The 14,967-nt window shown below is 58.8% G+C and carries 12 protein-coding genes; 5 read left to right on the forward strand and 7 right to left on the reverse strand.

Going from position 1 to position 14,967, the window contains the following annotated elements; all coding sequences use genetic code 11:
- Positions 1-269 precede the first annotated feature (269 nt).
- The 6 genes from AB4097_RS20730 to AB4097_RS20755 all read right to left on the reverse strand — a co-directional run bounded on the left by AB4097_RS20730 (position 270) and on the right by AB4097_RS20755 (position 6,977).
- Entirely contained in the window at positions 270-908 is a 639-nt protein-coding gene (locus AB4097_RS20730; protein WP_442043060.1) for an SGNH/GDSL hydrolase family protein, read from the reverse strand.
- A gap of 207 nt (positions 909-1,115) precedes the next feature.
- Entirely contained in the window at positions 1,116-2,015 is a 900-nt protein-coding gene (locus AB4097_RS20735; protein WP_442043062.1) for a carbohydrate ABC transporter permease, read from the reverse strand.
- Positions 2,012-2,899, reverse strand: a complete 888-nt coding sequence (locus tag AB4097_RS20740) for a carbohydrate ABC transporter permease (protein WP_442043080.1) — start codon at positions 2,897-2,899, stop codon at positions 2,012-2,014. The genes AB4097_RS20735 and AB4097_RS20740 overlap by 4 nt, the downstream gene beginning before the upstream one ends.
- Before the next feature lie 123 nt (positions 2,900-3,022).
- Positions 3,023-4,342 (reverse strand): ABC transporter substrate-binding protein, encoded by a 1,320-nt coding sequence (locus tag AB4097_RS20745; protein ID WP_442043064.1) that lies wholly within the window; start codon positions 4,340-4,342, stop codon positions 3,023-3,025.
- Positions 4,343-5,090: 748 nt separating this feature from the next.
- Positions 5,091-6,179: an alpha/beta fold hydrolase gene (locus AB4097_RS20750; RefSeq protein WP_442043066.1), complete on the reverse strand. Its 1,089-nt coding sequence runs from the start codon at positions 6,177-6,179 to the stop codon at positions 5,091-5,093.
- Between the two features lie 135 nt (positions 6,180-6,314).
- Positions 6,315-6,977 carry a DUF6766 family protein gene (locus AB4097_RS20755; protein WP_442043068.1) on the reverse strand — a complete coding sequence of 221 codons (663 nt, stop codon included), beginning with the start codon at positions 6,975-6,977 and terminating at the stop codon, positions 6,315-6,317.
- A gap of 806 nt (positions 6,978-7,783) precedes the next feature.
- Here AB4097_RS20755 and AB4097_RS20760 point away from each other — a divergent pair.
- The 5 genes from AB4097_RS20760 (at position 7,784) to AB4097_RS20780 (ending at position 14,429) form a co-directional block, all read left to right on the forward strand.
- Positions 7,784-9,886, forward strand: coding sequence for an acyltransferase family protein (locus AB4097_RS20760; RefSeq protein WP_442043070.1), 2,103 nt, complete (start codon positions 7,784-7,786; stop codon positions 9,884-9,886).
- A gap of 56 nt (positions 9,887-9,942) precedes the next feature.
- A complete protein-coding gene (locus tag AB4097_RS20765; RefSeq protein WP_442043072.1) occupies positions 9,943-10,059 on the forward strand; it encodes a hypothetical protein in 117 nt (38 codons plus the stop codon).
- A 216-nt stretch (positions 10,060-10,275) separates the two neighbouring features.
- On the forward strand, positions 10,276-11,457 hold the full coding sequence (locus AB4097_RS20770; protein WP_442043074.1) for an acyl-CoA dehydrogenase family protein: 1,182 nt from the start codon (positions 10,276-10,278) through the stop codon (positions 11,455-11,457).
- A 36-nt stretch (positions 11,458-11,493) separates the two neighbouring features.
- Positions 11,494-13,437: a non-ribosomal peptide synthetase gene (locus tag AB4097_RS20775; protein WP_442043076.1), complete on the forward strand. Its 1,944-nt coding sequence runs from the start codon at positions 11,494-11,496 to the stop codon at positions 13,435-13,437.
- Positions 13,434-14,429, forward strand: coding sequence for a thioesterase domain-containing protein (locus AB4097_RS20780; RefSeq protein WP_442043078.1), 996 nt, complete (start codon positions 13,434-13,436; stop codon positions 14,427-14,429). The genes AB4097_RS20775 and AB4097_RS20780 overlap by 4 nt, the downstream gene beginning before the upstream one ends.
- Before the next feature lie 187 nt (positions 14,430-14,616).
- On the opposite strand, the gene AB4097_RS20785 is transcribed toward AB4097_RS20780, so the two are convergent.
- A partial coding sequence (locus AB4097_RS20785) for an aldehyde dehydrogenase family protein (protein WP_442040876.1) occupies positions 14,617-14,967 on the reverse strand: 351 nt, incomplete at its 5' end.

The following is a 14,967-nucleotide window of genomic DNA, read 5'->3' on the forward strand; positions in this document are numbered from 1 at the left end:
CTGAACGGCCTTGCGCCGTCAGCACATCAACCTGCCGCAACTTCGCGACAATCTCTTCAGCCGTGTGTCTCTTCCTGGGCATTCTCTCGTCCTCCAAATGGCAAAAAGCCATACATCAGGGAGGACCACTTCAAAGGGGGCAGGCCAAGCCGGCAAGGTGGAGACCGATTTCCTATGAGGCGCTGCTCTTATGGTTGGATGTCTTCTCAGGGGCGACCTTTCACCTTCCGCCCCCATCGAATGTCAGCTCTTGAGTATTGAACCGGACCTCAGAGCCGTCTGACTGCCTCTGTTACGGCCTGTCCAAGTCTGAGATGCGCCTCCGCCTCGAAATGGATTCCGTCTACGGGGCTCACCTCGATCACTGATCCAGCGTCAAGAAACTCCACTCCCCGCGCCTTGGCGAGGGCTGCGTAGAGTTCAGGGAGCCTGAGCGACACCTCGCGGGCGCCAGAAAAATCGGAACGGATCGGCCCCTGCTCCAGCACAGGCGGCGGGCAAATCAGCAGAAGGTGAAAATCGCCATGCCGCGCCTGCATCTCAAGGCTCATCGCGATATCAAGGAGACCTGCTATGCCAGCCGTGATCTTCTCCGGCGATGCGCCGAAGCGCGTCTTCGTGTCGTTGGTCCCGAGCATGATAGTGAGCGCATCAATAGGACCATGAGTTTGGAGGGCGATCTTCAGTCCATCGCGGCCATCCATATGTGCGCCCATCACCGGGTCAGGGAACTGTGCCGTCCGGCCAGGAAGGCCTTCCTCCACGACCTCCCAGCCTGGAAGCAGCGAGGCGACCACCCGGGGCCAGCGCGTGTCCGCCCCAAAGCGGCGGTAGGCCTCCCCTCGCGTGACGATGGGCGGGGTGCCATGGGTATTACTGTCGCCGAAGCAGAGGAGAGTACGCGCCATTGAGGGCTCCTTCATGGTCGCGTCACGCTAGGATTGCGCCTGCGACCAGTCAACGCTCCTTCACCTCCCCTGACAGCAGATGGAATAAAGGTCTGCTGATCGCCTCATGAGCTGACCAAAGCGATTCTTCCAAAAATGTGCCACCTCCAGACATTTCGGCTTGCCGGGGTAAAGGACGCTCAGGTTAGGGCGACCTCTTGTATTCACTCATTCCTTCACTGCGCCTGTCATCGAAGATACATAGTAATCGACAAAGAAAGAGTACAGCAGCACGACTGGGAGAGAACCTAAAAGGGCACCCGCCATGAGCGCCCCCCATTCGTAGACGTCGCCGCGTACAAGTTCAGTCAGAACCCCCACAGGCACGGTTTTGTTCTCGGACGACTGAATGAAGGTGAGCGCGTAGATGAATTCGTTCCAGGACAGGGTGAAAGCGAAAATGCCGGCCGAGATGAGGCCCGGCACCGCGAGCGGCAGCATGATCCTTGTCAGAATCTGCCAGCGAGAGGCCCCGTCGACGAGTGCGCATTCCTCCAGCTCGTAGGGAATGGAACGGAAGTATCCCATCAGCAGCCAAGTGCAGAACGGGATCAGAAAGGTCGGATAGGTAAAGATCAAAGCAAGCTTCGAGTCGTAGATCCCGAACTTGAAGATCATGACCGCCAAAGGAATGAACAGGATTGAGGGCGGCACCAGATAGGCCAGGAAGATCGCGAGGCCTGTCCATCTGGAACCGGGAAAGCGGATCCGCTCGATGGCATAGGCCGCGAAGACCGACGCGGCGAGTGACAGGATGGTCGAGCCGATCGCCACGACCATCGTGTTGACGAGCCAGCCCGGATAAGACGTCTCGAACAGGAGATATCGGATGTTCTGCAGCGTCGGGCTGGACGGCCAGAACGGATTGTAGTCGCGGAAATTGTTGAGTTCCGCATTGGGCTTCAGGGCTGTGATCGTCATCCAGTAGAAGGGAAACAGGAGGATGATCATGAAAATCCCGAGGGGCAGGTACACCGTGAGCAGTCTCTGCGGGGTGCGGTTGAGATAGCTCATGCCGACGCTGTCGTCGGCGACGACGGGATCAGAAGATCTGGCGCTCGAGGTCATGTATCGGCCCCTCCCTGCTGCCAGCGGCGGCGCTGCAGCCCGAAGTAACTGAAGAGAATTGCAGCGAGAAGAAACGGCACCATCGCCACGGCGATGGCCGCGCCCTCACCCAACTGTCCGCCGGGGATGGCACGCTGGAAGCTCAAGGTCGCCATGAGGTGGGTCGCGTTGAGGGGCCCGCCCCGAGTCAGCACGTAGATGAGCTGGAAATCCGTGAACGTAAACAGCACGGAGAAAGTCATCACCACGGCGATCAGGGGCGAGAGCATGGGCAGCGTGATGAAGCGGAACCGCTGCCACGAAGTCGCGCCGTCGAGGGTCGCCGCCTCATGGAGCGAGGGGGAGATTGTTTGAAGCCCTGCCAACAGTGTGATCGCCACGAAGGGAATGCCGCGCCAGACGTTCGTGAGGATCACTGTCGCGCGGGCATTGTTCGGATCGCCCAGGAAGTTAATGGGAGAGCTGATCAATCCGAGCTTCATGAGCGCCCAGGAAATGATCGAGAACTGGGTATCGTAGATCCACCAGAAGGCGATCGCCGACAGCACGGTCGGCACCACCCAGGGCAGGAGAACGATGGCGCGGATGAAGGCCTTGAACGGCAGATGCTCGTTGAGGAGAAGCGCGAGCCAGAGACCCAGCATGAACTTCAGGATCGAGGCCACCACCGTATACAGGATCGTATTGAAGACCGAGAGCCAGAAAATGCTGTCGTCCCAGAGGAGCTGGTAGTTCTCCAACCCGACGAAGATGCCTGCGCGACCGATGCGCGTGTCGGTGAAGCCAAGCCAGACACCGAGACCGAGCGGATAGGAGAGAAAGACGAGAAGAAACAAGGCCGCCGGCAGCATGAAAAGCAGACCGAGAAAAACCTTGCTCTGCATGAGCGGCGTGCGTACGGGCGCAGCCGTCGCGCCGTCGCGGGAAAGGGCGGCATCGACCATAGGCGCCTCCAAAATCGTCGACATGGAAAGGGACGGCGCTCGCACACCGCCCCTTCAGGTTCGTCAGACGCGATAGTAGCGGTTAGCCCGCTGCTCCGCACGCTTAGCCGCTTCCTCGGGCGTACGCTGGCCCGTGGCAGCCTCGGCCACCATGTCGACCATCACGTAATCCGCCATCGTGGCCGCGGATGCGTACCCGAGCGGGCCCGCATAGCCATTTGGCCGCAGGGTTGCCGAGGCGCGCTTGTAGGGTTCGTGCACCGGATCGGACGTCCAGACAGGATTGTCGATCAGACCTTTCAGGGGTGGGCAGCAATAGGCGCTCGATCCGGTGATCCACGCATCCATCTGCGGCTTGTCGAGCATAAACTGCAAATAGGCGCGCGCCGCGTTCGGGAACTTCGTATACTTGAAGATCACCGTCGAGGTTGTCTGGTGCAGTTCCACGGATTGGCCAACTGGGCCGACCGGCATGGTTGTGGAGCGGATGTCCTGTGCCAGCTCGGCCATCTTCGGATCGTTCTTGGCCGAGTAGTAGAGCGAGACGCCGTTTGCCGTCACGGAGACATCGCCGGCGAGGAAGACACGGTTGTTGTTGATGTCGAGCCAGCTCTCAGTGCCCGGAATGAAGGTCTGATAGAGCTCGCGGGCGTATTGCAGCGCCTTGATGGTCTCGGGCGAATTGATGACGACCTTTCCACTCTCGTCGACCATCTTGCCGCCATGGCTCCAAACGATCCAGTGCGCGAAGTTGTTTCCGTCGCCGACAGCCTTGCCGAGTGCGAATCCGGCGGGCTTGCTCTTCGCCTTGAGCGCTTTGCACAATTCGAGGAATTCATCCGACTTCTCGGGGAATTTCGAGAATCCGGCCTGCTTGACCATGCTGTCGCGGTAGAGAATGCCGTTGCCAATGGTCGCCAGCGGGAGCGCGATAAACTTGTCACCCTGTTTGGCATAACCTTCGAGACCAGGATAATAGCCACCATACTTTCTGGCGAAGCTGGTCCCGATATCCGTGACATCCAGGAGCTTGTCCGGATACTGGAATGGATCGTCGAACCAGACGAGCATGATATCCGGACCCGAACCGACATTGGCCGCAACAGCTGCCTTGGGGCGAATGTCCTCCCAACTTTCCTTGTCGACGCGCACCTCGACGCCGGTTGCTTCCGTAAATTTCTTCGTATTGGCGAGCCAGGAGTCTTCATCCCCCTTCACGAAAGGGGTCCATCGCAGCACGCGCAAGGTGGCGCCCTGCTCCGGTTTGTACTGAGGTGCGGCGGCCTGCGCGAAAGCCGGCCCGGCCTTTAGAAGCTGGGCTCCCGCCGCACCGGCGGCAAGGCCGGCGGTCCCAAGAAGCAGATCACGTCTAGACAGGGTCATCGTTCGCTTCCTCCATGATCCGGGATTTCTGGCACCATGCGCGGCCGTCCCGGAGTGGACCGCGCACTTGAAATCAACCGGCCTTCGCTTCCAGCCTCCAGCGGCCGGTAGGGAAGAGGGCTGGTCGGATGTGATGAGGATGTATTCGCCAGACCATTTCATGGCGAATGCGCCGGCCTGGGCTCTGGCAGGAATTCATCGGCTTGCCGTTTTGAGCTGGCTGGAGAAAGACCTGTCCGCACGCTGATACATCCGGATGGGTTCAGCCGAATTGGTGACCGACCTATCGAACGTCCAAGTCGCGCGCTCGCATTGAAGCATGCGCTTCCTCCCGGCCCCGTTCATTCCTCTCGCCAGTCTGATGCCGGCTTCAGATGTCATTGGAATGAATATTCTAGGAAGAACTGCTCCATATCAAGCTGTGAAGACGACCGCTTTCACAATGAATCAAGTATCGCTGCACATAGGTCAATAAACCTGACCATTATCGAGAATGTCTACGGTGTCTTGCCTGACGCGAAAGGTCTCAGATTTCTCCTGGGAAACTTCAAACATGTGCCGTGATAGTTCCCTCATCACGTCTCCTGTGCGGCAGACGCTCGCATTGCCGTAGATCGATGCATACCGGCTCTTGGGCGCCTGAGCGGACCAAGATCTTACGTCTTAGGGAGTGCCAGGAGCAGCCGTTAGCCATCCGGTCTGAGGCTCGTCTTCCGGGTTCAGCATGGCCTTACCCGAAACCCGCCGGTCAGAAGACGGGCGCGCGCCCGGAGAGTTGCACCGTATGATCGATGGCCTTGGCGACAGCGTCAGGATCCATGTGATGCACCATGTGGCCGAGACCCGGCAGGAGTATCAACTCGCCGTCAGGCAGTTCACCGTGCAGGCGCTCGGACTGGCGGCCCACGTCGACTATCTGATCGTCAGTACCTGCGACGATAGCCACCGGCATCATAAGTTCCCGGTAATGCTTCTTCAATTCCATGACTGAAGGCGTCATGAGTGCTGCATCTTCGGCCGCCGCGCGGAGCTGTGAGGGACGTAGCATCAGAGCCTTGGGGAACAGGCGGTCGAAACGCGCCGGTACGGCAGCGGGCTGGAACATCCGCCTGATCATGCCTGGCAGAATCGCCCGGGCAATCAGCGGAGAGATGGTGTAGCGCATGCCATCGCCGATCACCGGGATCGCCGGTGGCGAGAGCAGGAACGTGTCGGCCCGCAACGTTGGATAGTAGTAGCCCGAGCCCAGCACTAGACCACGAACCAAGGACGGGAACTCCATTGCCAGGGCCAATGCCACAAGGGTGCCCCAGGAGTGACCGTAGACCACGGTCTGCTCCACCCCAAGCTGCACCAGTGCTCTTTGGAACAGTCGGGCCTGAGCACGGGGCGTCCAGAGCTGGCGTGGCCGCGAGCTGTAGCCATAGCCCGGCCGGTCGATGACGATCACCCGGTAGCGCCCCACCAAACGATCGATGAGGCCGCTGACGGTGAAATCCTGAATCATAGTGCCATTGCCATGGATCAAGACCAGTGGATCGCCCTGGCCGCGCTCGATGTAGTGCAAGCGCACCCCATCCACGTCGAGGAAGTGGCCTATGGGCGGGTACCGGCGCTCGGTTGCGCGGGTTTGCCTTACGTTGTACAGCGCCGCTGCACCAAGGCCGGTTGCGGCGCTCAGCAGGGCTGGAACAAGCCACCTACGTGACCTGGAATGGCCAGTTTCGGGGGCGCGGAAGGTCTCATTATGCTCCTGGTCGGGCAGCGAAGCGGAGAGAGCGTTGTCATGTCCACGCCTCGGTGTATTCGGATCAGTTCCCGTATTCGGACCGCTCATGCACCCCTCCGGTGGATTCAGAGAGGGGCAACGTTCTAAATCATGATCGGTTGCTGCATTGCAGCAACCGATCATGGGGGCAGGCATCGGGGAGAGCAGGCTCTCACTGTCAAAGGCATGTTGAACCAGAGCCTGTCAGTGCCCGGTGGCTTCGTGCGGAGCGGCCACAGGCTTTGACTCCGGCGATCCGCGCTCCCGCAGGTAAATCCCGAGCACCAGCAGCACGGCGATCGACAGGAACTCGCTCTGCCAGTTTTGGAAGCTCTCGTACCAGAACTGCGGTTCGCCCAGCGTCTCGATTGCTGTGTTCATCGGCTGATGATGCATGATAGCCTCCTCGTTCATCCGACGTGTGCTTCCCGTCAGATGCAACCAAAAGGATGCAAGGAAGAGTGTGACCAGCGCGATGCTGAGCGAATGCGAGTAGAGCTTCAGCAGCAAGCCACCGCGGTGGACGGGCCACGGTGCGTCAGGATCGCCGCGATGGGCGGATGGCGGCTCGTTCTCGGAATTGACCTCGTCCGGCTTCTTGGATTCCGAGGCGCCCTTCTGGAACAGGAAGATGGTCAGCAACACGTAGGCCGCCATCTGGAGGAACTCGCTCTCCCAGTTTTCGAACACGGCTGAGATGAAGTGGCCGCTGGTCAAATAGTCCGCGAAACCGATCGCTGGGAGTTCATGCAGGCGGAGCTCCTCGACATCGGCTCTCCAGCCAGTGAGGGCTTGGCCAACAAGGCAGATAAGGAACAGGCTGAACAAGGCCACTGATAGCCCATTGTCACGCAGAAACTGCCGCATACGCGCAAACCTCACGCACTCGAACTGCTACGGTTGTGTAACGCAGAGCAGGAATGTTGGTTTCGCCCTGTCTTCATAGTCGGCGGCAACCTCCGATGCTGCCGTTGTGCAGATTCACGGATCAGCTAAGTCAGAAACAGTTCTTCAAAGATCCCATGTGGGCTCAAGCTGATCATTAGAGGGCTTTCACCTTGCGGTTTGGAGGAGAGACAGCGATCCCTGTGGTCAGAGCCGAGGCAGAAATAGCGTTTCGTTCGCTCATAGAGATGGTCCTTTGAGACAATAGGGACCAACCCGCTGCCAAGACGCTTGGGCAACGATCACCGTTAGATCAGACGATCTTGAGCGGTGGCTCGACCAATATGGCCAGGGCCTTCCGCGAATTACTCCCGAAAGGAATTTGACGCCAGACGGATCCGAATGTGGCGGAGTCTTGCAAACCAAACAAGTATTTGATCTTAAATTAAAATCTGGCTTACAGACCTTGCAGGGAGCATATCTGGAAGAGGTCCGAGGTTCTGCAAAAATGTAGGAATTTCTCTACAGTTTTCTCTCAAATGGCGAAGGACAACAGAACCAGGTTCGCAGATGATACCTCCATTGCGAATTTTCATTTAAATTATTGATAAATCACATGATTATCATAGGCTCCGGGCGACCCTCTGCGTTCCCACCTTTGTCGCTGGCTTGACTTTTGAACCCGGCGGCCTCTGGCTGACAGGGCGGCAACGTTGGCTATAGGCAATGTGCGACAGCAAAGATATTACAAGACCAACCCAATTGCGCCTTAGCCCCCGAGACCAAGTATGCTCTCCTCCCCACACTTGGCCCCCCGCACCCAGTACTATCCTTATATCGACGGCTTGCGAGCCTTGGCTGTACTGTCGGTGCTCATCTACCATCTCCACGGCCCCTGGCTCCCTGGCGGCTTCGTCGGAGTCGATGTGTTCTTTGTCATCTCCGGCTTCATTGTCAGCGCCTCCATCGCCAGCTTCAAGGGACAGGGCGCCCGGCAGTTTCTCGCCTTCTTCTATGCGCGGCGCCTGAGACGCATCGCACCTGCGCTGGTCGCATGTCTGCTGGTTACGGCTGTTCTGACCGCGCTGCTGATCCCACCCTCTTGGCTCAGTGCGGAGAACCAGAAGACCGGCCTGTATGCCTTCTTTGGCCTCAGCAACTTCGTCTTGGCCAAAAGCGGTCGCGACTACTTTGCCCCGACGACGGACTTCAACCCTTACACCCACACCTGGTCATTGGCGGTAGAAGAGCAGTTCTATCTGCTCTTCCCTTTCCTGTTTTTCCCGTGGACGAGGAGCAACCGCGGACGGGCCTTGTCGATTGCTTTGGTCGCCGGCACCTTGGCGACATCGCTATCCTGGGGCTGGTGGCAGAGCCATGCCGATCCTTTGCAGGCGTATTTTCTCACGCCCAGCCGCCTCTGGGAATTGGCGGCCGGTGTCTTGCTCTACCAGCTTATCAGCCGCTGTCCTGAGGGGGCGATACCATCCAGGCATGCTGGCCTTGTGCGGGGTATCGTCGGCGCCGTATCGCTGCTCTTACTCCTCGTCGCCTTTGCAATCCCTGGATACGGCCGGTTTCCTGTTCCCGGCGTTTTGCCTGCGGTCCTGGGGACCCTTGGGGTCATCTGGAGCCTTCACCACCACCCTGAAATGAAACCCTTGCACAGACTGCTCGGCAATGGGCCTTTGGTTTTCGTCGGCAGGATTTCCTATTCCCTGTACCTCTGGCATTGGCCGGTATTCGTTATCCTTCGCTGGACTTGGGGGCTCGAAAGCCCGCTGACGCGCGTCTTGGCGGCTGCGCTCACGTTCGTCCTTGCCCTTGCATCCTGGCGTTTCATCGAGAATCCCATTCGCCATAGCAGACGCTTCAGCCGCATTCCGCAGGGAGCGGCATTTGCCGGCAGCCTCGTGGTCGTCGCCATTGCCTGCTTGGGGGCGAAGGTCATAGCCGATCATCAGCACCGGATTTCGTTCAGCACCGTCAGCCGGAACGCGGAAATCTGGTATCCAAACGTTGCCCCCGTCAACGTGGACGATCCGGGCTGCAATGCCGAGCCTGAACGCCACATCGTCGCAGGCGGACGACTGCTGGTTTACAGCCCCAAGGGCTGTATTCAACCACGGCAGCTGAGCAATTCCAGCATCTATGTAATCGGCGACTCCCACGCCATGGCCTATGAAGGGCTGTTGAAGCAGTACGCCATTCGCAAAGCGATCCGCATCTATGCCTACACGAATGGCGGTTGCCCATTCATCAGCCTCCAGCCTTGGCGCGACATTGATGACGCCCGGTGCCGGCACTACACGGACGCGGCACTCGGCGACCTGCGGGCTCGCCTGAAGCCCGGCGACGTGCTCTTTCTCCCATCCCTGCGGTTGCCGCGCCTCTCAGACCAATGGATCTTTTTCGGCCAGGAGCAGGCAGAAGGCGAGATGTTCGGTCCGCGCGCCGATGCCGGACGCCGGCGCAGTGTTGCCTTTGCGGTGGCAACTCTGCGCGAGATTGCGCAACGCGGCGTTCACATCGTCTTTGAAGGACCAAAGCCCGTGTTCAAGGCGCCGCCATTCCGCTGCGCTGATTGGTTCAATCACGACAATCCCATCTGCGCTCCAGGATTCTCAGTACCGCGAAGCCTGCTCGACGCTTTCCGTCAGCCGGTGCTGCAATCGTTCGCGCGCATTTCCGAGCAGGTGCCTGGTGTCGGCGTATGGGATCCATATCCCGTTCTCTGCCCCGAAGACCAGTGCCACGCCTGGCGCGACGGGCAGCCATTGTTTCTCGACGGCGACCACATCAGCGGCCTCGGCAACAAGCTTCTGCTTCCGTCATTCACCGAGGCCATGGACGCTCGCCTTGGCATCCATAGCAGGGCGGCAGGACGATGACTTCCGGAACTTGCATGGTGGCACTTTCCAAGCCTCGGACTTGGTGAGCACCCTACATGAGTGGAGCGCTGCAACATCTGCGATCCCGAAACGTGATCGTGCCGGATGAGCAGCTGAACCATGTCGCGCCGCTCGGCTGGAGACATATCGGCCTGAGCGGCGATTACCTCTAACGGCGTGTAGCCGTCAGGCATGGGCAGCACCAATAGAGGTATGAGACATTAGACCGCCTCTTGGCATCCCTCGCTAGGCGGATGCCCGTGCTCATGTATGTTATTGCGCTTCTAATAAGTAGTATATCCTAAGAGCATTTCAGAAAGCTCCCAATCGATGGAATATTAACTCACTAGATTGTGAAAAATAGCGCTCAGGCGCCAGCCAAAATCCAGATGAATCCATCTCTTTCCAAGGTTGTTCCCATGGAGCCAACTTGTTGCGAGCCGCTGTGGGAAACTGAAGAAACTCGTATATTCAGAAACAGTGTCCGACGGTTTGTAGAGGCGGAATTTGCACCCCTCCAGGACCATTGGCGGAAGCGGAAAGGACCAGAGGCCGAAGCCTGGAGGAATGCCGGCTCGGCCGGACTTCTCCTCACGGATGTACCCCTGGAATATGGCGGCGGCGGCGGCAATTTCGCCAATGAAATCATCGTCTGCGAAGAGCTCGCCAGCGCAGGCGTCCACTTCGGCAGTTCGGTTCAAGGAATCGTCGCGCGATATATCCTTTTCTATGGCAGCGAGGATCAGAAGCGTCGGTGGCTGCCCGAAATGGCACGCGGGAACCTCATTGCAGCAATCGCCATGACGGAGCCCGGAACCGGATCGGACCTCCCCTCGATTCGGACAACTGCCCGGCCGGATGGCGATCACTATGTAATCAACGGTTCCAAGACATTCGTCAGCAACGGTTCCCTCGCCAACCTGATCTGCGTGGCTGCCAAGACCAACACCGAAGTCGCCCCGTTCAGGGGCATATCCATGATCATTGTCGAGACCTCGGACCTGCCCGGCTATAGGGTGGGATCTCCCCTCGAAAAGGTCGGCATGCAGGCTCAGGACACCTGCGAGATATTCTTCGAGAACGTGCGCGTTCCGAAGGCGAACCTGCTGGGCCCCTCCGAGGGCCACGGCCTGGTGCAGATGACGGAGCAACTACCCTACGAACGTCTCACCATCTCGGCGAAAGCGCTCGCAACTGCTGAGCGGGCATTGGCCCTGACAACAGAGTATGTCAAGCAGCGAGCCGCATTCGGGCAGTCTATCATCGACTTCCAGAATACCCGTTTCAAGCTCGCAGAATGCAAGTCTGCGATGCACATCGGCCGCGTGTTCCTGAACGACTGCATTCAACGCTGCATTACCGGCAAGATCGACGACATGACAGCGGCAATAGCAAAACTATGGTTCACCGACACAGAGTGGAAGGTCGTGGATACCTGCCTTCAGCTGCATGGTGGCTATGGCTACATGCTCGAATATGCCATCGCCCGCATTTGGACCGACAGTCGCGTGCAGCGCATCTATGGAGGAACAAACGAGATCATGCATGAGATCATTGCGTCCACTCTTTAGCAGTTAGACCCGGTTTAGATTGGGGGGACAAACACCATGATGGATGATCAAACGCCGAATGTCGCAAACCAGGAGTTCTTTTCGTCGGCAGGTCTGAATTTGGGACGCACGGAAGTGCCGGATGGAAGCGTTCTCCGGGGTACAGCATCGCCTTACCCGAACGAATGCGTTCATGAGCTGTTCGAGAAGCAGGTCCGTCGCAACAGGAACGCTGTGGCCGTCCGCCACTTCGATCAGGCAATGACCTATGGCGAACTGGACGATCGCGCCAATCGCATAGCGCATCACCTGCGGTCTCTGGGTGTTCAGCAGAGCAGTCTCATTGGCGTCTGCCTCTCACGGTGTCCCGATCTTGTTGCAGCTCTGCTCGGCGTCTGGAAGGCCGGTGCTACCTATGTTCCCTTGGATCCGACATATCCGCGCGAACGTTTGCGTTTCATTATCGACGATTCTGCAGTGTCCTGCATTCTGACGGCCTCATCGCAGGCTGACCTCTTCGACGGCAACCTGCCTACGGTTCTGCTCGATGGCGATGCGTTCGATGCCACCGCTCGTCATGATCCAGAGGTGCGCCCTCAGACGCCTCCTTCTGCACTTGCTTACGTCATGTATACCTCCGGATCGACCGGAAAGCCGAAGGGCGCGATGATCACGCATTCCGGTCTGGTCAATTATCTGACGTGGACGATTGGCGCTTACAATGTGCAAAGCGGCTGCATCGTTCCGGTTCATTCCTCCATCGCGTTCGATCTGACGGTCACCAGCCTGTATCCCGCATTGATGGTCGGGGGCGCCGTCGAACTCCTTCCTGAGAGCGAGGGCGGTCAGGAACTCATCAAGGCGATGCGCCAAGGCAAGGGTTATGCGTTGGTGAAAATTACTCCCGCGCATCTTGAGATGGTGACGCAGGAGCTCAACGAGACAGAGATCGCAGCATCCACTGCAGGCCTGGTGATCGGTGGGGAAAATCTACGGGCCGAGATCCTGGAGAAATGGCGTGTCTTCGCACCCGAAACCCGGATCTTCAACGAGTATGGTCCGACGGAGACGGTTGTGGGATGCTGCGTCCACGAGATGAGGACGTCAGACCCGCACCAGGGATCGGTTTCAATAGGACGGCCGATCTCCAATACCCAGCTCTATGTCCTCGACAGCGAATTGAACCCTGTCCCGAATGGAGAAATCGGCGAGCTGTATATCGGTGGAGACGGCGTTGCCGAGGGATACCTGAACAGGCCGACACTCACGGCCGAGCGGTTTCTCCCTGATCCTTTTGGCCCGCACAAGGGAGCAAAGCTCTATAAGACGGGCGACCTAGTGAAGATGAACGACGACAATACGCTGATATACCTCGGACGTATCGATCACCAGGTCAAGATTCGGGGATACAGGGTTGAGCTGGGCGAGATCGAGCAGACGTTGCTGGAGCATCCGGAGATCCAGTCATGCCTGGTTCTCGCTGATGCACCTCCAGGGGGGCTTCCCTTCCTCACGGCCTACCTCATCACGGGGGACATGCCGCCGACCGAACACGCTCTTCGCGAATTCATCGCGGCACGAATCCCTGAGCACATGATCCCCCAGCGCTTCGCGTTCGTCGATCGGTTTCCGCTCACGAACAACGGCAAGGTGGACCGGGATGCGCTCGTCGCGCTTGCCTCCATCCCAAGCGTACCGGCGCAAGAAGCGAAGCCAGACCTCCCGCATTCGGCGATCGTGCTCAGTCGCATCTGGGGAGAACTCCTCCGCAGGGAGCATATCGGGATCGACGACGACATCTTTGCATTGGGGGCCTACTCGCTGTTGGTCACAAGGGCGCTGACCAGGATCAGGAGTGAGCTCAATGCGAACCTGAACCTCCGTGACATTTTCGAGAATCCGACAATCGCCGGCCAGAGCGAACTCGTTGAAGGCATCCTGCTGGCGGCACATCCCAGTCCCCGGACGAAGGAGAGCGCGCGGGAGGAGATCGAGATATGAGCGTCGGGTCGATTCTCGCCGAATTGAGAGAGAAGGAGATCAGGATCTGGGCCGATGGAGACCGACTGCGCTGCGAGGCGCCCCCCGGTGCCTTAACTCCAGAGCTCAGGACGCTCCTCACAGAGCGTAAGGCTGAACTCTTGGCCTCCCTTAAGGCGGTGCAGGAGCGCTCTCATGAACAGAAGAGCCTTGTTCCGCTTCAGAAAGGTCGCGACGGCACGCCGGTTTTCGCAGTTCCAGGCCATAACGGCGATGTCTTCTGCTACCGCGCACTGTCCCGAAATCTCGGCCCACAGCAACCCTTCTTCGGTCTCCAGCCACCTGGGCTCGACGGGGGAGAAACACCCCTTACGAAAGTCGAGGAGATCGCAGCCTATTTCGCAAGGCAAATCCGGCAGACGACGACGCAACCGGTCATCCTCGCCGGATTTTGTGCTGGAGGAACCATCGCGTTCGAGCTTGCTAGGCAGCTCGAAGGAATCGATGTCCCTGTCGCCCTTCTGGCCATGTTCGGCAGTCCCCATCCTGCCTATTTCCGCCCCTATAACCGCATCAAGGAGCGTGTCGTAAAGAACCTGAAGCGTGCAAGCGCCGACATCGACGGGTTCCGCACGACAGCCTACAAGGCGATCGCCGCCGCGGCGCGCAAATTGAAGACGTCTCGAGCCCCTGACACCAATACGGAAGAGGATCCGTTCCTCACACGTCGCGCGCTTGTCGAGCAGGCCACCATGACGGCGGTCGCCCAATACAAGCCGCTATCGTATTCCGGCCGGACATCCCTGTTCCTTCCGAGTGCCAGCTGGGCGGATTCACAGCATTTCGCACGCTTATGGTCCGCGCATGTCTCTCACTGCGAGGAGTATGTCGGACCTGAGGGATGCAACACCGATAATATGCTCCTCGAACAGAATGCGCCCGCATTTTCGGCCATGTTCACCCATCTGATTCAAGACGTCTCAATGAAGCAGAGCGCGTCTTCCTATGCCTAGATAGCCCGCTTGCGATGGGGCTTCTTCGTTGGATGAGATGCGTTCGGACTGAATCGAAGTGAGGTCATCCGGCGTCTAATGACGCCGGACGGAATATCGAAGTCTTCAGTGGAAGGCCGATCGCCTGCTTGCTCGGGCAGCACGAAACCAGTGAGCAGCTCGTTCTTTTTATCGCGGCATCTATCGCTCACAATCCAGCGAGGTTGATGTACTTGATTTCGAGGAAGCCCTCGATGCCGTATTTCGAGCCCTCGCGGCCGAGACCCGACTGCTTCACGCCCCCGAACGGCGCCATCTCGTTGGCGAGCGCCGGCGTGTTCACCCCGACCATCCCGCTCTCCAGCGCCTCCGCCACCCGCCACACCCGGGCCATGTCCTTCGCGTAGAAGTACGACGCCAGCCCGAACTCCGAGTCGTTCGCCATCGCGATCACCTCCGCCTCGTCGGCAAAGCTGATGATCGGCGCCAGCGGCGCAAACGTCTCCTCCTTCGTCACCTTCATGGCTTGCGTCACCCCGGTCATCACCGTCGGCTCGAA

Origin of the sequence: Microvirga sp. 2MCAF35 (assembly GCF_052115545.1) — a bacterium.
GTDB lineage: Bacteria > Pseudomonadota > Alphaproteobacteria > Rhizobiales > Beijerinckiaceae > Microvirga.

Coding starts and splice junctions, on each gene's coding strand:
- AB4097_RS20760 (WP_442043070.1), top strand. CDS start 7,784: ATGCTCTCCTCCCCACACTTGGCCCCCCGCACCCAGTACTATCCTTAT.
- AB4097_RS20765 (WP_442043072.1), top strand. CDS start 9,943: ATGAGTGGAGCGCTGCAACATCTGCGATCCCGAAACGTGATCGTGCCG.
- AB4097_RS20770 (WP_442043074.1), top strand. CDS start 10,276: ATGAATCCATCTCTTTCCAAGGTTGTTCCCATGGAGCCAACTTGTTGC.
- AB4097_RS20745 (WP_442043064.1), bottom strand. CDS start 4,342: ATGACCCTGTCTAGACGTGATCTGCTTCTTGGGACCGCCGGCCTTGCC.
- AB4097_RS20735 (WP_442043062.1), bottom strand. CDS start 2,015: ATGACCTCGAGCGCCAGATCTTCTGATCCCGTCGTCGCCGACGACAGC.
- AB4097_RS20740 (WP_442043080.1), bottom strand. CDS start 2,899: ATGCAGAGCAAGGTTTTTCTCGGTCTGCTTTTCATGCTGCCGGCGGCC.
- AB4097_RS20750 (WP_442043066.1), bottom strand. CDS start 6,179: ATGAGCGGTCCGAATACGGGAACTGATCCGAATACACCGAGGCGTGGA.
- AB4097_RS20780 (WP_442043078.1), top strand. CDS start 13,434: ATGAGCGTCGGGTCGATTCTCGCCGAATTGAGAGAGAAGGAGATCAGG.
- AB4097_RS20775 (WP_442043076.1), top strand. CDS start 11,494: ATGATGGATGATCAAACGCCGAATGTCGCAAACCAGGAGTTCTTTTCG.
- AB4097_RS20730 (WP_442043060.1), bottom strand. CDS start 908: ATGGCGCGTACTCTCCTCTGCTTCGGCGACAGTAATACCCATGGCACC.
- AB4097_RS20755 (WP_442043068.1), bottom strand. CDS start 6,977: ATGCGGCAGTTTCTGCGTGACAATGGGCTATCAGTGGCCTTGTTCAGC.